Source organism: Oscillatoria sp. FACHB-1406 (assembly GCF_014698145.1).
GTDB lineage: Bacteria > Cyanobacteriota > Cyanobacteriia > Cyanobacteriales > Spirulinaceae > FACHB-1406.
Genome location: NZ_JACJSM010000008.1, coordinates 14,872 through 33,518 on the forward strand (window position 1 = coordinate 14,872; position 18,647 = coordinate 33,518).

At 48.5% G+C, this 18,647-nt stretch carries 15 protein-coding genes and 1 tRNA gene; 9 read left to right on the forward strand and 7 right to left on the reverse strand.

Annotated features, from left to right (window positions below; translation table 11 throughout):
* Nucleotides 1-249: 249 nt before the first annotated feature.
* The 3 genes from H6G50_RS10430 to H6G50_RS10440 are packed head-to-tail and all read right to left on the reverse strand — an operon-like array spanning nucleotide 250 to nucleotide 4,431.
* Nucleotides 250-858, reverse strand: coding sequence for a HEAT repeat domain-containing protein (locus H6G50_RS10430; RefSeq protein ID WP_190715903.1), 609 nt, complete (start codon nucleotides 856-858; stop codon nucleotides 250-252).
* Nucleotides 858-1,400: a 30S ribosomal protein S8 gene (gene rpsH, locus H6G50_RS10435; RefSeq protein ID WP_190715905.1), complete on the reverse strand. Its 543-nt coding sequence runs from the start codon at nucleotides 1,398-1,400 to the stop codon at nucleotides 858-860. Before rpsH ends, H6G50_RS10430 begins: the two co-directional genes overlap by 1 nt.
* Complete coding sequence (locus tag H6G50_RS10440) at nucleotides 1,378-4,431, reverse strand: HEAT repeat domain-containing protein (RefSeq protein WP_190715907.1); 3,054 nt, start codon at nucleotides 4,429-4,431, stop codon at nucleotides 1,378-1,380. Before H6G50_RS10440 ends, rpsH begins: the two co-directional genes overlap by 23 nt.
* 127 nt (nucleotides 4,432-4,558) lie before the next feature.
* Here H6G50_RS10440 and H6G50_RS10445 point away from each other — a divergent pair, with 127 nt between their 5' ends.
* Nucleotides 4,559-5,440 (forward strand): DUF6816 family protein, encoded by an 882-nt coding sequence (locus tag H6G50_RS10445; protein WP_347239918.1) that lies wholly within the window; start codon nucleotides 4,559-4,561, stop codon nucleotides 5,438-5,440.
* A gap of 155 nt (nucleotides 5,441-5,595) precedes the next feature.
* On the opposite strand, the gene H6G50_RS10450 is transcribed toward H6G50_RS10445, so the two are convergent.
* Entirely contained in the window at nucleotides 5,596-7,065 is a 1,470-nt protein-coding gene (locus H6G50_RS10450; protein ID WP_190715909.1) for a TldD/PmbA family protein, read from the reverse strand.
* Nucleotides 7,066-7,213: 148 nt separating this feature from the next.
* Here H6G50_RS10450 and H6G50_RS10455 point away from each other — a divergent pair, with 148 nt between their 5' ends.
* Both H6G50_RS10455 and H6G50_RS10460 read left to right on the forward strand, forming a co-directional pair.
* On the forward strand, nucleotides 7,214-7,759 hold the full coding sequence (locus H6G50_RS10455) for an FKBP-type peptidyl-prolyl cis-trans isomerase (protein WP_190715911.1): 546 nt from the start codon (nucleotides 7,214-7,216) through the stop codon (nucleotides 7,757-7,759).
* A 116-nt stretch (nucleotides 7,760-7,875) separates the two neighbouring features.
* On the forward strand, nucleotides 7,876-8,709 hold the full coding sequence (locus H6G50_RS10460; RefSeq protein WP_190715913.1) for an EI24 domain-containing protein: 834 nt from the start codon (nucleotides 7,876-7,878) through the stop codon (nucleotides 8,707-8,709).
* Nucleotides 8,710-8,717: 8 nt separating this feature from the next.
* Here the strand turns inward: H6G50_RS10460 and H6G50_RS10465 are convergent, their stop codons facing one another.
* The 3 genes from H6G50_RS10465 to H6G50_RS10475 all read right to left on the reverse strand — a co-directional run bounded on the left by H6G50_RS10465 (nucleotide 8,718) and on the right by H6G50_RS10475 (nucleotide 12,166).
* Nucleotides 8,718-9,626 (reverse strand): MBL fold metallo-hydrolase, encoded by a 909-nt coding sequence (locus tag H6G50_RS10465; RefSeq protein ID WP_242032782.1) that lies wholly within the window; start codon nucleotides 9,624-9,626, stop codon nucleotides 8,718-8,720.
* A 372-nt stretch (nucleotides 9,627-9,998) separates the two neighbouring features.
* Nucleotides 9,999-10,508 carry an inorganic diphosphatase gene (locus H6G50_RS10470; protein WP_190716157.1) on the reverse strand — a complete coding sequence of 170 codons (510 nt, stop codon included), beginning with the start codon at nucleotides 10,506-10,508 and terminating at the stop codon, nucleotides 9,999-10,001.
* A gap of 692 nt (nucleotides 10,509-11,200) precedes the next feature.
* On the reverse strand, nucleotides 11,201-12,166 hold the full coding sequence (locus H6G50_RS10475) for a DUF362 domain-containing protein (protein ID WP_190715915.1): 966 nt from the start codon (nucleotides 12,164-12,166) through the stop codon (nucleotides 11,201-11,203).
* 379 nt (nucleotides 12,167-12,545) lie between these two features.
* Here H6G50_RS10475 and H6G50_RS10480 point away from each other — a divergent pair, with 379 nt between their 5' ends.
* From H6G50_RS10480 to csaB, 6 genes are all read left to right on the forward strand, one after another.
* Nucleotides 12,546-14,579 (forward strand): chromosome segregation ATPase, encoded by a 2,034-nt coding sequence (locus H6G50_RS10480; RefSeq protein WP_190715917.1) that lies wholly within the window; start codon nucleotides 12,546-12,548, stop codon nucleotides 14,577-14,579.
* A 33-nt stretch (nucleotides 14,580-14,612) separates the two neighbouring features.
* Nucleotides 14,613-14,683: transfer RNA gene (locus H6G50_RS10485), tRNA-Gly, on the forward strand.
* Between the two features lie 58 nt (nucleotides 14,684-14,741).
* Nucleotides 14,742-15,428 (forward strand): orotidine-5'-phosphate decarboxylase, encoded by a 687-nt coding sequence (gene pyrF / locus H6G50_RS10490; protein ID WP_190716158.1) that lies wholly within the window; start codon nucleotides 14,742-14,744, stop codon nucleotides 15,426-15,428.
* A 33-nt stretch (nucleotides 15,429-15,461) separates the two neighbouring features.
* Complete coding sequence (locus H6G50_RS10495) at nucleotides 15,462-16,049, forward strand: hypothetical protein (protein ID WP_199302793.1); 588 nt, start codon at nucleotides 15,462-15,464, stop codon at nucleotides 16,047-16,049.
* Between the two features lie 39 nt (nucleotides 16,050-16,088).
* Nucleotides 16,089-17,522: a hypothetical protein gene (locus H6G50_RS10500; protein ID WP_190715919.1), complete on the forward strand. Its 1,434-nt coding sequence runs from the start codon at nucleotides 16,089-16,091 to the stop codon at nucleotides 17,520-17,522.
* 60 nt (nucleotides 17,523-17,582) lie between these two features.
* On the forward strand, nucleotides 17,583-18,635 hold the full coding sequence (gene csaB, locus H6G50_RS10505) for a polysaccharide pyruvyl transferase CsaB (protein WP_190715921.1): 1,053 nt from the start codon (nucleotides 17,583-17,585) through the stop codon (nucleotides 18,633-18,635).
* Nucleotides 18,636-18,647 lie beyond the last annotated feature (12 nt).

Here is an 18,647-nt window from a genome sequence, read left to right on the forward strand (position 1 = left end):
TAATGAATCGAATTTTTTTTAAAATATAGCGCTACGCAACTCAGTTAGGACATCGGGTAGTAGACTAGCAAGCTTAAAACAGTGGGCAATTTCTTTTTTTGTATTTATGGTAGACATCGGGTAGGGTAGGCAGCGCCCACCAGCCCAGACTTTAATGCCTTTAGAAACGTACATTCACAACCGAGTATTGCTATAGATTGAATTGCTTTTCTCTCCCGACAAGTGGTTTCCAAAGTGAGTTATTTTGTCTCATTGTGTTGGCGCGTTTCTGTTAGCCGTCTCTAACCATTTCATTCCCATTTCAATCGGGATTCCGAGGTACGGACAAAGGATTTTGATGAGTTCGATTCCCCCAGCTAAGAACATACCGCGAATTCGGGTATTAGTTTGAACTTGTTCGTCTACGCGACGAACGAGTTGTTGTTGTTCGCTTTCGGTGGTTGCGGGGTAAGTTTGGTTGAGTTGGGTTAGTAATTGTTGAATTTCTGCGGCAGCATTAGCTAAAGTTGGAGAGGGATTATTGATAAAGTCGCGTTCCACATTTCCCGCTGCACCGGTGACGGGTGCATTAAAATTCATTTGGACTTTGCGCGATTCTGACATAGTTGTAATAGCCCGATCGAGGGAATTAAGAATGGGATGATTTTGGTAAATTTGTGCCAGAGCGGAGATCGCGTTCTGACGGACAATGGAATCGCGATCGCTTAATGCTGCTTCACAAAGTGCCGAGATCGCGTCTTCGCAATCAACTCCCATTGTAGCTAATGCTTTAGCAGCTTCGATACGCACTAAAGAAGATTCATCATTCAGCAACACGAAGCGAATCACCTGAATCACGCGAGATTTTGACTCATTCATTAGGGTTCGCTGTAATGTTCTCCTAAAGCGGTTAGAGCTAGAATCCGAACAGTAGGATCTTCGCTTTGTAAGTTTTGCAGGATGCGGGCGATTGCTTCGGGAAAGTCTTCGGGTGCGGGGGGTTGACTTACTGGGGCGCGATCGCTGGGGTTAAGGTGAATTTGTAAGCAAGGATTTGTTTCGATATCTTCGTACCGTTGAAAGTCGGCAATCAGTCCGCTATTTTTCATCACCTCAATGAGATGAAAAGCTAAAGGTGTTGCCGGAATTTCGGCGGTTAAATTTCCTGCGGTTTTCGCTGCTCGAATTCTCTCCACAATCTCGGTAATTTCATGCTCTTTTTGAAGCCGGAGGGATTCTGCGATCGGTTCCTCTGAGTCTGATTCCGAGAGAGCGCTAGGTGTTAATCCCGGTTCGAGACTCCGAGAGCGTACTAGCGACAGGACAACAACATTTTCCAAAGAAGTATTGAGTCGTTGCGCTTCAGCGAGTAGGTGTTGTTCCAGTTCATCGGGAAGTTCAATTGTTAATTTTCTCGTCATTATCTTTTAGGTTTGGATTATTTAAATTGCCTTCAACAATCCCCGCCGCCCCTGTGACATTACCATAGAAATTCATTTGTACGGATGAAGGTTCTGATTGGGTAGCTTTTGCGTCCTCAACGGGGGGAGAATGAAAAAGTGGGTAGTTATAAAACTTGCAGCGCTCTTGAATTTTTTCGATGATTTCGGTGGTGTCGTATTTTTGCCTTAAGAGTAATTCCCACATCTGAGGTAGGACGCGATCGGGCGCAATATTTCCTAATGATTCTGCTGCCGCCCCACGAACATCTGAGTCTTTATCCTGTAAAGCCGAAATTAGGGCATTGACGGCGGCTTCATTGCCGATATTTCCTAATACCTCTGCTGCCCTCCAACGAACATATGATTCTTTATCTTGTAAAGCCGAAACTAGGGTATTGACAGCGGCTTCATTGCCGATATTTCCTAATACCTCTGCTGCCCTCCAACGAACATATGATTCTTTATCTTGTAAAGCCGAAATTAGGGCATTGACGGCGGCTTCATTGCCGATATTTCCTAATGCCTCTGCTGTTGTCCTACGAACAGATGAGTCTTTATCTTGTAAATCCAAAATGAGGGCATTGACAGCGGCTTCATTGCCGATTTTTCCTAATGCTTCTGCTGCCCTCCAACGAACCGATAAGTCTTTATGCTGTAAAGCCGAAATGAGGGAATTAACGGCGGCTTCATTGCCGATTTTTCCTAATGCCTCTGCTGCCCTCCTACGAACATATGAGTCTTTATGCTGTAAAGCCGAAATGAGGGAATTAACGGCGGCTTCATTGCCGATTTTTCCTAATGCTTCTGCTGCCTTCTCACGAACAGATGAATCTTCATCCTGTAAAGCCGAAATGAGGGAATTAACGGCGGCTTCATTGCCGATTTTTCCTAATGCCTCTGCTGCCGTCCTACGAACATCTGAGTATTTATGCTGTAAATCCAAAATTAGGGAATTAAAGGCGGCTTCATTGCCGATATTTCCTAATGCCTCTGCTGCCGTCCTACGAACCGATGATTCTTTATCTTGTAAATCCAAAATGAGGGCATTGAGAGCGGCTTCATTGCCGATTTTTCTTAATGCCTCTGCTGCCGTCCTACGAACAGATGAGTTTTCATCCTGTAAAGCCAAATTTAGGGCATTGACGGCGGCTTCATTGCCGATTTTTTTTAATGCCTCTGCTGCCCTCCTACGAACATATGAGGATTTATGCTGTAAAGCCGAAATGAGGGCATTGACGGCGGCTTCATTACCGATATTTGCTAATGCTTGTGCTGCCGTCCAACGAACCGGTAAGTCTTCATCCTGTAAAGCCGAAATGAGGGCATTGAAGGTGGATTCATTGCCGATTTTTCCTAATGCTTCTGCTGCCGTGCTACGAACCCATGAGAAATCATCCTGTAAAGCCGAAATGAGGGGATTGACGGCGGCTTCATTGCCGATAGTTTCTAATGCTTCTACTGCCTCCCAACGAACCCATGAGAAATCATCCTGTAACAGTTGTGCTAAACAAGCAACCGCACAACCCGATCGCGTCATCCCCAATAGCTTAATCTTAAAATCTTCGGGAACTTCTAACTGCTCGACTAACTCAACCGTTTTGCCCTGAAACCTCGGTTGCACCTCTCCCGCCAACCTTGCCCCCAACATCAAATCCACTTCCAACGCCAACCGCACGACTCGCACCGCCTGCGTTTCTTCCTCCAACAACGCCAGCATCAAAGCTACGGGTTCCGTCCACTTCAAGTAATTCAAATAATCCCGTTTCAACTTGGCATCATTCATCTTTGCGACTTGCGGCAACAGCGCTTCTGCTGCGTAATATTCTTGCAATAATTGGTGGCGAAATTCAATTTGGTCGTTACTCGCCAGTTGCAGGAGATGATGTTCGAGCAAGTCTTCTAAAAATTCCTTCGCCCGCGTGGGAGAATAAGCAACTTTGTCCTTAAGAAATTCTGCTAGAATGCCTTCTGCTTCTCGCCGAGCAATCGCAACGCGCAGTTCCGTTGGCGTTTCTCCCTGCATCATGGCAAAGGCTAAATGCTGCAATGACTCTCCCCACCAACGCCGCGACTCCGGGGCAACAGGGACATCTTCTTTAATTTTGCATTCAAAACTTTTGGCGAAGCAGCGGAACACTAACCCCAAATTGGGCGGAATGGTTCCGGTTTGTTGGAATAACTCGCACAACATCCACAGCAGCAGCGGCGTTTGCCCGAACTCGCGCAATCTCCCTTGCAAGCGCTGCAACATTTCTTCTCCTTGTTGGGGCAGGTAAGCGCGGACAAACTGCCGCATCTGCGTTTCGTTGAGGGGCTGCATTTCCAACCGCTTCTCAATCCCTAAGTCGCCCCCCACGCCAATATCCCGCGTCGTGAAGATGGCGGGTACACGACCATAATTCTCTCGAAACGCTTTCAAGTCCCGCCGCGCTTTGTCGTTGGGTAATTCATTGACTCCATCGAACAGCAGCAACAATCGTCCACAATTGAGCAATTCTTTGATTTCTGGCTGTTTTAAGCGCAACTGGTTCCGCCGCAAGGCATTATCGATTAAATCGAGGATAGAGGTTTGATATTGCCGCAATTCCACGAGAATCGGAATTTCACCTAACCCAATCTTCCCGTCCCCTCGTCCCCCCGTCTCCCCGTCTCCCCATCCCTCCCTCATCCGCAAGGATTCTTCCAGCAGCAATCGCACCAACGCCGTCGATTTCCCCGAACCGGGCCGCCCGACTAAAAGCACGTGACCTTGCGCGTATTTCTGGATGCCTTGCAGGACGGGCAATCGTTCGATTTTTTCTTTGGCTGGTCTTTTCGGGGATTCCTCGTTTTCTTTTTTATCCTTCGGTAACACCGTCTCCACCATCAAGCCAAAATCGAAGGGCGAAAACTGCGATTCTTCGCGAATCTTGCCCTCAACATCGGTAACGGTGTAAAGATTCCACCAGCGTCGATACTTCTCGTTCTCGCAAATGGATTGAAGGTAGGCGGAAAAATCGGGTTTCACCATGCCATCGGCAGCGTGCGGGTACTGCTTCTATTTTACGTGGAGTTTTTTAGGGATTCTAGGATGAATTCGATCTCAATGGTGCGTTACGCTTTGGCTAATGCACCCTACGGTACGAGTGGGGATGGGCATGGGGCTCTTAATGGTGCGTTACGCTTTGGCTAACGCACCCTACGGTACTACGGTACGAGCGAGGATTTTGGTTAACGCGCCCTACGGTACAATCGAGCTTGGCGATCGAGGACGGAGAATAGAAGTAGTGAGAGCTTGGGTGAAAGTGCTGTTCGCGATCGCGCTTTGGTTGGGATTGGGGTTTTGCGGCAGTCCGGAGGCGCTGGCGGGGCGTTTGGGCGAGAGAGTTGCAGCCTTTCCGCAATGGCACGGCAAACCGCCCGTTGCGCCCGCAAAAGGAGATTTAGTTTATCCGGATTGGATGGCGGGAAACTGGCAAGTTACTGAGACTTTGGAGGAAATGGTTGCGCCTTTTGCGCCCGATTTAGTCACCCCCGGATTTGAGGGAAATCGCCGCTATTTAAAGGAAGCGATCGCGTTTCCGGTACGCTTTAATAGAAGTTCCACCGGAATTATTGCCGATCGCGCTTTTAATTCCCTCAACATCGGTAATGCTTATTTAGGAGAAGGGGCGGTGCGATCGGTTAAAGTCGATCCAGACAATCCCAATCGCCAAATTACTCAACTGCGAGAGGGGGGCGAATTCGTTTCTGTTATTACGAAACGAGGCAAAGAAATTCCGGCGAAAGAGCGCTTTATTACCACCGAAGTGAGCCAACAAATTTTTCGCAGTCCTACCCAACTTTATCTTAACGAAGTAGAAACAACGACCCAATATCAACACTCGGAACGCGATCGCATTTCAGCCGAACAAATGACGGCTATTTACCTCTCGCCGCGCGATCCCGACTACTTCAAAGCTGGGAATGCTCCCATCGCCCTCTATCGCTATCATTTGGAGTTATCTAAACTTCAACTTCACGAGACAGAAGATGAATAATGGATAACGTATTGAAGAATTCTGAAAACTGAGTCAACTGTTAATGATTCACCAAAGCCTTAAATAAGGACGTTGTATACAACGTCCCTACCATTAATCGCTCGGCTAGACTGAAGACGAAATCAAACCTCTATTTAAGATTGATTTAGGACTATTTAACGTCCGCCGACAGTAATCGAATCGACTTTTAAATGCGGCTGTCCGACAGTAACGTAAATGCTACCGCTGACCGAACCGCAAAAACCTGCCGCCAATCCTAAATCGTTGGAACACATCGAGATTTTATTCATAATCTCTTTGGCTTCGCCGATTAAAATTGCGCCCTTCAACGGCTTCGTAATTTTGCCGTTTTCAATTAAATAAGCTTCATCGACTCCAAAGTTAAATTCACCCGTCGCGCCGACGCTACCGCCGCCCATTTTTTTGCAATAAATGCCTTTATCAACGGAGGAAAATAGGTCATCACTGCTATAGCTTCCGGGAGCGATATAAGTATTTCGCATCCGCGAGGCGGCGGCATAGGCGTAACTTTGACGGCGGCCGCTTCCGGTGCGCGGATGTCCGGTACGGAGGGAACCGGCGCGATCGCTGAGGAAGTTTTTCAGGATACCATTCTCAATTAATAGAGTACGCTGGGTCGGCATTCCTTCATCGTCCATATCAACGCTGCCAAACGCTTCATCGGTGCGCCCTTCATCCCACGCCGTCAAGCTTTCATGGGCAATCTTTTCGCCCTTTTTATCCATAAATGGGGTCGTTTGCGCTTCGATTTGCGTTGTCTCCAGCAAATGTCCGCAAGCTTCGTGGAAAATCACGCCGCCGAATTTATTCGCCATAATTACCGGGTAGTTTCCCGATTCGACATAATCGGCATAAAGCATCTTTCCTGCCGTTTCTGCCAATCCTTCCGCTGTCGTTTCGTAATCCCAAGTGCGAAGGAAATTAGGGTTGCTGGTATCGCCGTCGCGCTGGGCGTTAGAGGAACGGTGTTCGCCATCAGCACACAGAAGATTAAAGCCGACTGACTGGGTTAAGCGAATATCGCGGGCAAAAGTACCATCGCTGGCTGCAACTAGGACTTCTTGCCAATCGCGGAAGTAGGACGCGCGGCGAGATTGAACGTGGGAGGCTTTTTGATTGAGTTTGTCGTTGGCGGCGAGTAAGATATCGCCCATTTCTTGCATGGAACTAACTTGACTCAACCACGTTTCTTTATCCTTTGCGGTGGCATAGTCGCGGAACAGTTCGAGGTAAATTTCTGGGATGTGAGCGTTGGGGGAAGGCAGGCTGAGTCCGAGAATGCCTAAAGCTTTTTCTAATGCCGATTTTAAGCCCTTGAAGGTCAGGTTGTTGGTGCTGACGTAGCAATCTCTTTTACCGCGAAAAACGCGCACGCCCGCGCCAGTGGAGAGGTTGGGTGAAATGCTGGTAATGCGATCGTCTTCGGCGAGGCAGCTAATATAATTGGTTTTTTCGAGGAAGAATTCAACGAAGTCTGCACCGGCGGCGCGTCCCAAACCGAGGAGGGTGGATAGGGGCGTTTCCCAGGTGAGGTCGAAGCGATCGGTGGGGGTAGGATATTGGAGGGTAGGAAGTTCTTTGGAGAGGAGGAGGGTCGGTGGCATAGGGTTTTTTTCGATGTTCTTAGCAATCTAGCCTTGATTTCCAGTTTGACACACTCTCCTCTAGAATTGCTACGCTACACATTGAGCTTTGGGGATGGGTTCCCCTATGGCGTTGAATTGTTTAAGGATGTTTAGGAAGATAAGATTAATGAGAGAAATTTTAATTAGCTTCGTCGCGATCGCGATTTGTGCTGTAATCTTTGTGCTGGGTTTGACGTTCGGCACGGGCGAACGTACCGATGCTGTTGCGGCCCCCGTTGAACCGGCTGCCGCTGTCGCTACTGCCCTCCCAACCGCAGAAGGAGCTATGCTGGTAGCGACAAACGAACAACAGGAAACAAAGAACATGGAAAATACCGTCACCACCGATTCGGGGCTGCAATATGTCGATATAGTGGAAGGAACGGGCGCGCAGCCCCAAAAAGGGCAAACGGTGGTCGTTCATTACACCGGAACTCTGGAAAATGGAAGCAAGTTTGATAGTTCCCGCGATCGCAATCAGCCCTTTTCTTTTAAGCTAGGAGTCGGTCAAGTAATTAAGGGTTGGGATGAAGGAGTCGGTTCCATGAAAGTGGGCGGACGGCGCAAACTCATCATTCCCGCCGACCTCGGTTATGGCGCGCGCGGTGCGGGCGGTGTGATTCCTCCCAATGCTACGCTAATTTTTGATGTGGAATTGCTGAAGATTGCTTAAGAATCGATGATGGAAGGCGGGGCAATTTCAGGAGAGGACGCGCGATGGCTAACCTTTCCGATATTGCCCCGCTTGTTGATACTGCTAAGTTTAGCTTTCTATAAAAATTAAAAGGTATGATTTGCGGACTGTTAGCAGGAGCGAGTTATCCCCTGCGTGCGATAAGACTTTTTCAGAAAGCACCCCGCCTCTTGGGTTTTCTTATCGTTCCCATCCTACTCAATGCTGTCATTGGAACTGTTTTGTACGCGGGCTTACTTTTCCCGTCTTGGCAGGGCTTAACGAGTTTAACTCAACTGCTGGATCTGAAATTCGATGCTTGGGTTGCCAATCGAGCGGCTTGGCTGCATTATTTTGACTATGCTATTTTGGCATTGGGATGGCTATTGCGGGCGCTTCTCGTGCCAATTTTATTGTTAATTACGGGCTTTATTTTTTTGCAATTTGGATCGATTTTGGGCGCGCCGTGGTATGGAAAATTATCGGAACAAATTGAAGAGTTTCAGTTAGGTCGCGTTGAGATTGTTGAGGTTAATATTTTTCAGGATATCGGGCGCGCTTTGCTTTTTGAGGTAAAAAAGATCGGGCTGTGGTTAGCGATCGGTTTGCCTTTGTTATTGCTTAATTTTATTCCGGGATTGGGAACTGCGATCGCGACGGCGGGAGGAATTACCTTAACCGCAATGATTGCCTGTTTGGACTTTCTCGATGGGCCTTCCGAACGTCGCCGTTTCAGCTTTCGCAAAAAGCTAAGCTTGGTGTTTCAAACGTTCCCCGCTAGCGTAAGTTTTAGCGCGCTTTGCTGGCTTCTTAGCAGCATTCCTTTGGTTAATTTAGTGACTATCCCCATCTGTGTCGCTTCCGGGACGCTATTTTGGTGCGATCGCGTTTTGCCGAAACTTTCGCCAGTTCGCTCTGCCCGACTTTCTAACCCTTCACTCGAATCTTAAGGGCTGCTTCAGCATACTGAAACGACCATTCCTTCCCGTGCTAAGCAAATATTAGGAGTTATCGCTCTGAGTTTCTGTTCTACGGTATCGAGAAAATTGTCATCATCGTCGGGATGATACATTGACAAGACAACTTCTTTGGCGCGAGATTCCTTCGCTAAGGTCATCCTAGAGTGCAATGATGAATTCAGGCTAGCGAGCTTTAATTTAGATTCGCCCTGTCGCAGTACCATCGGTGCATCTAAAATCACCAGTTCTGCGCCCTTCGTCAATTCCAATAACAGATCGTAGCAGCCCTCAAAGAGCGCTTGCGTCTCTGTCGCGTAGACGACAGACTTCCCTTGATACTGAATGCGATAAGCCAAGGACGGACAAGTTTCTTTTAAAAATTTGGCTTCTACTAATACATCGTCCAATTGATAAGTTTTATTCTCAGTTAGGTTATGAAATTCCATTGCCGATTGCATAACTTGCATGGGAACGGGGAAATTTGGGCCTAACATTTGGGCTTGCAGGCGCTCTTTAAATGTAGTTCCGTCGAGCGTCCCCGCCCCGTAGATATGGAAGCGATTAATGGGAATAAAACCGGGGACAAAAAAGGGAAAGCCTTGAATTCTATCCCAATGGTAGTCCGTAAAAAAGAGGTGAGCTTCGACCGGCATTTGACCGAGCAAACTATTACCCAATTGACGCAATCCCGTACCGCCATCAAAAATTAAGCGCTTGTCGTTCAAACGCATTTCCACGCAGGAGGTATTCCCGCCATAGCGGAGCGTATCTTGACCTGGAGCCGCTACTTGACCTCTAACTCCCCAAAATTGAATGTCAAAGTGTGCTGCGGGGTTTTCCTCCCGGACATCCATAGGGTTCATCTCTCGTTCTAACTTTAGGCGGGCTGACTGGGTTGCTGATACCATGTTTACAGGGGAAGAACGCTGCGGGCTGAAAGCAGTGGTGACGAAGGAGAGCGAGCTAATAATTGCTTGCCCTAAGTCGCCCGCAACGTAAAAATCGAAAGCGAAGGGCAAGACACGGCAGATTTAGATCGGTTATAGCTCCCAATATGCGTAAGGATAGGAGCTTGCCAACAAAATTGGGTCGTATAAATAATAGGAAGCTGGAAATTGCTCCCCCGATCGATTGGCACCCTCAACCCGAGCGGACAAGAAGTAAGCCGGTTGCCCCTAATACTACCGTAAGAAGCCCTAAAAATTGGTGAGCTATGTCACAGCAAAGGAGCCTTTTTAGGGCTGGGACTGCCTCTCAATTCTAGGGGAGCGATCGCCCAGTTAACCCGCCGCTTTGATACACTGTTCGATCAGTGCGGTAACATCGCTTCCTTGCTTCCAGCCGAGGATTTCTGTCTCTTTTCGCTCTAAATTCTTGTACGTCCGGAAGAATTCAGCAATTTCCTCGAGGCGATGGGGAGAAATGTTTTCTAAGGAGTGAATTTGTGCGTAGCGGGGGTCTTTAGCAGGAACGCAGAGCAGCTTTTCATCGCGATCGCCGCCGTCAATCATTTCTAGCATCCCGATGGGGCGGGCGGCAATCACGCAACCGGGGAAGGTGGGTTGGTCGATCAGAACCATTCCATCGAGGGGATCGCCATCATCGGCGAGGGTATTTGGAATGAACCCGTAGTCGTAAGGATATTGGACTGAGGAGTAGAGGACGCGATCGAGAGCGAAGGCGTTCAAATCTTTGTCAAATTCGTATTTATTTTTGCTCCCGGCTGGAATTTCGATTAAAACGTTGAGCAGTCCGGGTTTGGGTTGAGGGGGAATGCGCGATAAATCCAAGAGAGTGCCTCCGAAATAATAGACGACGTTAAAAATGCGACAGCGCAGTTTGCGATCGCGCTGCACTCGGGGGAAAAGCAAGAACTTTTCCTCCAAGCTAGCATTCTATACGCAATTCGGCCGTCTAAAACGCCAACCTCGTTGGAGTTCCAAGATTGTCTGGTGCTGATTTAACGGTGGCTGGAGTCTCTTGAATTTATAGGGGACCCAACTTGTCTAAAGCGTAAACGTTCGGGGGGGAAGATGCCCGGTTATTACTGGAGGAGTAGTACGCAATGCTTAAAGTCGGAACCAGCAAGGTTAAAATCGCGATCGCGGTTCCTAATATCTGCGCCCATCTTATACTCGGAGGGTCGGACGCAGGGGTAGAAGAGCTACTCAGATCCATAAAAAAATTGAAATGTCTAAAAGGTTAGATGCACGTTTAAAGTTCGCAGTCGAGAAGCGACTCCGCTACTTTATATTATTCTAACGACTTCTTAGAAATCGAGTTGTATTAACGATCGCGAATTCTTATCGGAAAATTCGCTACAGGCATCCGCCTTTGAGAAGAACTTTTCGAGGAAAAAGACAAAATAAAAAACCGCCGCAGCAATCGGGGCGGTCTGGATAAGCAATCGGAGGGTGTTGTTAGTCTACGATCGCGGAAAATAATAGTTTGTTACCGATTTTACAAGCTTGCCTAACGTCTCCTAATTACGAACCTTAGCGTAGGCGCGCATCGGTTCTTTGATAAAGCGAATGTAGAAATGCTTAAAGCTCGATCTCAGCACGCGCGGCAGCCCGAAATCAATCGGCATCATCGCTTCAGGTAACTTCCAATCGGGGCAGCTTAAAGCGCTCGGAGATTGCAAGGGAAATTCAATCGCCGAGCGCTCCGGCAGGAGTCCCAAACGCTGAGATGCAGCCGCAGTGGGGACAACAGCCGGATCGACATTCAAAATTTCCATGAAAGCGCGATCGAGAGCAAACACATTCGCCGATGCCCCCAAAACGCCCAAAAATTTGGGTTCGCCGCCACTCGGCCCGTTCCCCTCATGACCGATAATACCGTCAACGATAGTTAAATTCGGCGCGATCGCCCTTGCCGTCTCCACCAGCATTTCCCCAAAACGGTCGGCATCCTTCCCCGCTTCCATGTGCCACCAAGCCTTCATCTTACCCGGCACGCAACCAAACAGATTTTTCACGCCCAACGTCAGCGTTAACTGAACGTGGGACTTCACCTTGGGCAGATTAATCAAAACATCGGCTTCCATTGCTTCCTTCGACAGGCGCAAATGACCGAATTGCTCGCTTTCTGTCGCGTAGCGATGGCCGCTGAACTCCACAATCGGCAGGTCGAGGTCTTGAATCAACGGCAGATAGCCATTACTTTGGACGATACCCCGAACCGTCCCAAAAGCAGGACTATCGCCCAAAAAAGGTTCGCCGCCCGCTTCCCGCACCAACTGCGCGACGCAATAGACCAATTCCGGACGGGTAATACATTCCTTACCCGGTCTGCTACCGGTCAAAAGGTTGGGTTTGAGCAAAACGCGATCGCCTCTTTTAACAAAAGCCCCCATTCCCCCTAACGGTTCCAGGAGCTTTTCAAGATCGGCGCGCAGGCGTTGGAGTTCGTAAGACTCGGCACGAAGTAAGCTGACAGTCGGCATAGATAAATCGTTAATCGTTATAGATAGTAAAAAAAAACAAAGGTTTTGAACTGTAACCTCATTCTTACCCAAGGCTAACCATTTCTAACGTCTCATACTCGATAAAAACCTAAATTTTGAGCCTTGCGACCCAAGAATACGGCTTGCAGCTTACGATAGAGTTAGGACTTCAAACTCCGGCGAACTCGCGTCCAAAGGGCGTTTCCGCGCCGCTGATTTGATGCCGCGTCACTGGCGATGCAGTCAGAAAATTGTTCTATCGATTGCTGAAAGAGTTGACGTTCAATGAAAACAGTTAGAGAATAAGGCACATCCATCGGTCGCGTTCTGCGGGCGCTGCACCGAAAGCGCTAAATCGCCAAGTCGCTGTGAGATTTATATGAAAGATCGAGAAAATCGCAATCTCCGGTCTCCTGTTGGAGCTTCTAAGTCTTCTTCGGGAAATTCTGGAAGTCAGTTGTATCGGAGAGAGGGACAGCCAGCCTCTCGCTCTGGACTTTCAGAAACCGGTTTGCAACCGAGCCAAGAAGCGACTCGCTCTGCGGTGACTGAGACTCCGACCCCAGAGCAGTTGCCGGAAGATCGATTGGACACCGTTGACTCCGAGCGTTTTCCGGTTCCGCGTTGGGTGTTTGCGTGGGCGTTGGCTTGGCAATTTTGGGCGGTTGCGGTGTTGGGCGGAGCGGGAACATTAGGGTTTTTGGCAGCAAATTCTTTATTTAAGCTGCCCGCGCTGCCGAGTTGCCCGAGCTTATTTTTACCGCTAGCGTCCGGGTCGGTGCGCCTTTATTGCGCCCAAATCGAAGCAGATAGACAGACGACGGAGAGCTTATTAGAAGCGATCCGTTGGGTAGAAGTATTACCAAAAGAACATCCCTTGCGCGGTGAAGTCGATCGCAAAATCGAAGAGTGGTCGCTTCAAATTTTAGATTTAGTCGATGAAACCGTACAAGCGGGTTATTTAGATCGAGGGATTGCCGACGCGCGCCGCATTCCGAAGTATGTGTCAGCGTACAAGCTTGTAGAAGAACGCATCGCTAAGTGGCAGTCGCTCTGGAGTAAGGCAAACAAGATCGTTTTGGAAGCCGAAAAGTTGATGCTGGACTCGAAATGGGCTTTAGCCTTTCGGACAGCCTCGAAACTGACGACTTTAAACAATAATTACTGGGCAACAACGCGCTACAGCCAACTGGTCGAAAAAATTCGTCTGGCTCAAGAAGAAAGCGCAAAACTCGATAAAGCCTTTGCGTTGATGAGGCAAGGCGGTACGGATAATTTATTTGAGGCGATTAAGCTTGCAGAAGAAATTAAGCCGGAGAGTACCGCTCATCGCGAGGCCCAGAAGTTACTGGCAGAGGCTGGGAAAAAACTGTTAGAAATCGCGATGGAACGCTTGGAAGCAGGCGATTGGTCGGCAGTAACCGATATTACCAACCGCATCCCCGCCAAACTCGAGATTCAAGAAGAAATTAAAGATGTGAATAGTTTGGCGGAAGCGGGTTCTCAAGCGGGTTCGGGAACCGCAGATGGGCTACAAGCTGCGATTGATGCAGCAAAAAGCGTGCCTCCGGGTCGTCCCCTCTACAATCGAGCGCAGCGCTTGATTGGACGTTGGGAGTTGGAGATTCAAGATATCCAAACGCTCGCTAAAGCCGAAGAGTTAGCGAATGGCGGCGGGACAAATTATTTGATGGCGGCGATTGCGAAAGCGCGCTTGATTCCGCCCTCTCATCCTCGCTATCGCGAAGCTCAACGCAAAATCGCTCAGTGGACCGACCAAATGCAGCCTCGAGAAAGTCTACCGATAGCGCAGGCGAATCCAACAGTCGAGAGCGGGAATACGGGGGATTTGCAACGAGCAATCGACGAGACACAATCGGGTTCTTCCAGCAGTATTGCTTTTTCTCCAGATATCCCAACGCGATCGTCGCGCGCTGTCCCAGATGCCCCCAGTACGAGTACGGATAGCGCGGCGGCCAGCGGACGCGAATTGGATGGTAATGGCGAAGTGCAGCGCCAGAGCGAAGGTTTGGGCAGCGAAGTACGAGGGCGGCTCGAGTTGGACCGCGCTCGTCAAATGGCGAGGGGAGGAACCTCGAGCGCGCTTTCGTCGGCGATTCGCATCGCGCAACAGGTCTCGAGCGACAGTCCGCTTTATAACCAGAGCGTCCAAGAGAGTAACAGTTGGAGCGAGCGCATTCTGTCTTTGGCGCGAGAACAGGCGGGTTCTAATTTAAGTCAGGCGATTGAGACGGCGCAAAAAGTTCCCGACGGGACTTCGGCTTATGCCGCCGCTCGCGCTCAAATTGAAGCTTGGCAGCAGCAGTTACAGCCGCAAATTCCGGCGAATCCGCCCGCGATCGACCCGCAATCCCAAACGCCGCCCTCTACCTCGGATAATACTTCTTTTTAAGCTCCATTTTGTGGTATAATGGGGGCTTGCACTGCGGGTATAGTTTAGTGGCAGAACGACAGGTTCCCAACCTGTCAGTGCGGGTTCGATTCCCGCTACCCGCTTTTGGGAGCGATAGAAATCTTCTTTCTTAGCGCGTAGTGATTAATGCTCGAAGGTAATATGAGTGAAGATAAGGTTATTGTTCCCTTGGATGTACCGACGGTAGAGGAAGCGATCGCGCTTTTAGACCGTCTCCCGCAAGTGAGTTTCTGGAAAGTTGGCTTAGAACTTTTTGTCAGTACCGGCCCGGAACTCCTCAAAACGCTCAAACAGCGCCAAAAACGCATTTTTCTCGACCTCAAGCTGCACGATATTCCCAATACCATTGCCGGTGCTTGTCGGGCGGCGGCACGCTACGAAGTCGATTTCCTCACGATTCACCCGACAGCGGGGCGCGCGGCGTTGAAAGCGGCAGCCGAAGCGGTTGCCGGAAGCCCGACGCAACTCCTCGCCGTGACGCTACTGACCAGTCTAAATTCTCGCGACCTGGCCTTCGACCTCAAGGTTAGCCTCGAACTGCCCGACTATGCTTTACAAATGGCTCTTCTGGCGCAAGAATGCGGCATTACGGGTGCAGTGTGTTCTCCGCAGGAAGTGGAACAGTTGCGACAAGCGTGCGGCGACTCAATGACCTTTGTTTGTCCGGGAGTACGCCCTTCTTGGGCTGAAAAAGGCGACCAACAGCGCGTGATGACTCCCCAGCAAGCGTTTAAAGCGGGGGCTAATTATCTCGTCATCGGACGACCGATTACTGCGGCAGAAGATCCGGCGGCGGCGTGGAATAAAATTGTTGAGGAGATTCGCTAATCGCTAATTCCCTGACCGGCGAGAGTGAGAAGAATGGGAGATACAATTATTGGCGCGATCGCATCAATTCCGTTCTTGCTGTCGGGGACTTCAACCCTCGCCGCGCCCAACTTTAATCTTCTTCTCTCTTCAACCCAAGGCACAATTCAACCTCGTTCTGTTTGTCCTGCGGATTTAGAAACCTTAACGCAATTGATGTTGCGGGATTTGCCCGGTTATGCTAATCGGGTATTGCGGCGCTCGGATATTCTCGACGTTCCCAATGATAACTATACATTTTCCGTTATTCTCGCCGGACGCGCTGAATACGAACCCTTGGATCTCAGCACGATTCCTCAATCTCAAATCGAACAAATCCAAGACCCCAATCCCCCCAAACAAGTCTTTTTCACCACTTTAGAGCAAACTTTCACCGCCCAAAAAAGTTCGAGTCGGCAAAATTATCATTGGCTGTTTCTGGTAAAAGGAGAAAGCGGCTGGCAGCCTATCTTGCTGTTTACTCAATTTGGTTCCTCCGACAGCAAAAAATTTCCTACGCCGCCCCGGGAAACCAGTAATGGAATTGTCGGTCAAGCTGTTAAACTTTGGTTGCGGGATTGCCGCGCTGGAAGCCTGCGTTAATTAATAGAAAGAAACGAGCGATCGACAAATTTGACACCAATGCAGAGACGTTTTTTTGACAATTTTTATATTGCCGTTATTTGTCCGATTATTGTTTTTTGGTTGATTCTTTATTCCTTCGAGTATCCACCTCCGGGTATTGACGATCTTTCTTTTGTCGGAACTGCGATTCACTACGTGCAAACCGGAGATTTTGTCAATCCCTGGATGGCTGCTTGGAATGAAAGATTAAAAGATAGATTTTTTATCCAGCCGCCCTTTCATGCCTACTCGCTAGCGATTTGGTTATTTTTATTCGGGGTTTCAACCAAAAGTTTACTGTTGTTTAACTGCCTTTGTTATTGTATTTTTTCTGGCTTTACAGCTTTAACGCTGGAACAATTTAAATTTTCTCGCTGGATCGCCTTAATTATCCCTATCTTTTATAGCCTTTGGATGTTTAGGATGGGATTGCGGCAAGATGCTTTAGGGATGGCTTATCTTGCGGTTGGCGTTTGGTTTTTGACTAAAGATCGCGTTGTAGAGTATTTTTTTGGATTTTGCTTTCTCGGTTCGGCTTTTTTATCCGCTCCCGTAACGATTGCGTACTCAATTCCGTTTTCAAGCGCTCTGATTGGTTACAACTTATCCCAATCTAAGCAACCCAGAAATCGTTATTTAGCTTTAAGAAGTTTGGCATTAATAGGAGCCGTGATAACGATATTTACGGTTCTGCTGTTTTGTCTAAATTTCAGACTTAACTTATTTTTATCCGATATGGCTTGGCATTCCAGCTTTCGGAGACAGTCCCTTGTAAATGCTCTCCCTGTTGCTTTTTGGATTGTAACGATCGGGTTTGGGGAAGTGATTTATGGTTCTCTGTATGGATTGTATATTATATTATTAAATCTTCTACTATTGAAAAAAAGGTTATTTTCCTCTAAAGTTAGAGTGTTTATTTTAACGTTGACGATTGCACTCATTCTTAACTTATTTATTTATGCGTCAACCGTAACCGGAATATTTAATTTCTTTTGTTGGGTTGGCATTGTCACGCTTGTTGCTGAAGCCCAAATCAGAAATCGAAGTAAAATTATTGTTATTGCGCTTTGTCTGTTTGTTTTTTTGTTGAATAATAGCCTCAATTTTATTACGATTTTAGGTTCCGAACGAGGCTCGGAAGCAACGTACCGCACCGCTCGAGAATTTGTCAACAATAACCCCAATCGAAAGTATGTTATGGATAGCTATGCGGTTCGTTTTGCGTTCGACTATAAGCCACCTGCCGGTATAATTGATTGGACGTTTTCTAGCCCCGCTCCTTTAGCACAACCGCTTTCGCTGGCGAATAAACCCGCTGATGTGGTTTATATTGTTTCTCCGACGGAAAGGGGAGGAACGCAAGGTTTTCCGGATTCGCCTCGCATCGAGCTTTTTGGTTATCGATTTGAATCTTTGGTTCGTAAGCCTTACGACTTGTTGATTATTGAATAAATTGGAGAGCGATAAATCGGATACGATGCAATGATTTAATAGGATAATAATAGGAGGAATATGGGACAAATTCGAGCGGTATTGTGCGGTTATTATGGCAAAGGAAACGGCGGCGATGAGGCTTTGTTAGCGTCGCTGTTGCAAATGTTACCCGATCGCGTGACTCCGGTGGTGCTGTCGGGCAATCCCCAGCAAACGCGCGATCGCTACGGGGTGGAAAGTTGCGATCGCTTTTCGGCGTTTGAGGTTGGGAAAGCGTTGCGAACTTCCCAAGCGTTTATCTGGGGCGGCGGTAGTTTGATGCAGGATGCAACCAGCTTTATCAGTCCGCTGTACTATGGGGGAACGATGGCTTGGGCGCAGCAACAAGGTTTAAAAACGATCGCGTGGGCGCAAGGAATTGGCCCTCTCCATCGCCGTTCGATTCGGGAGATAACGAAGAGAGTATTGCAAGGATGCACGGCAGTTAGCGTGCGCGATCGCGCTTCGGCTCGTTTAGTGGAAGAATGGAAGATTGAACCGCTACTCGCTCCCGATCCGGTTTGGGCGCTGGAAGATACGCCGGTGGAAGCGTTGGAGAACTTACCTTCGCCGCGCATTGCCGTCACATTGCGATCGCACCCCCAACTCACCCCTCAGCGCCTCCAAGTTCTCACCGAAGCACTCTACAAGTTGCAACGCGCCACCGATGCTTGCATTTTACTCGTTCCCTTCCAATTTTCCCAAGATTTAGAAATTGCTCGCGCGATCGCCTCCCAACTCCCCGGCAGCCATAAAATCTTGATGCTAGAAGATCCCAGAGAATTAAAAGGGTTATATGGCGGGGTAGAAATGGCGATCGGAATGCGCCTGCACAGCTTAATTATGGCAGCCGCCCGAGGCTGTCGCTGCTCGGCGCTTAGTTACGATCCGAAAGTGACGCAACTGATGAACGATCTCGATTTATCGGGATGGGAACTCGCCCAATTACCCGAAGATTCTCAAGCGATTGCAGACACATGGATTGATGATTTTGTCAAGGAAAAAGTATTAGAAATAGAAAAAATTGAAGCATTACGCGATCGCGCCCTCTTACACGGCAAATTACTCGAGCAATTTGTTTGTAATTCGTAATTCGTAATTCGT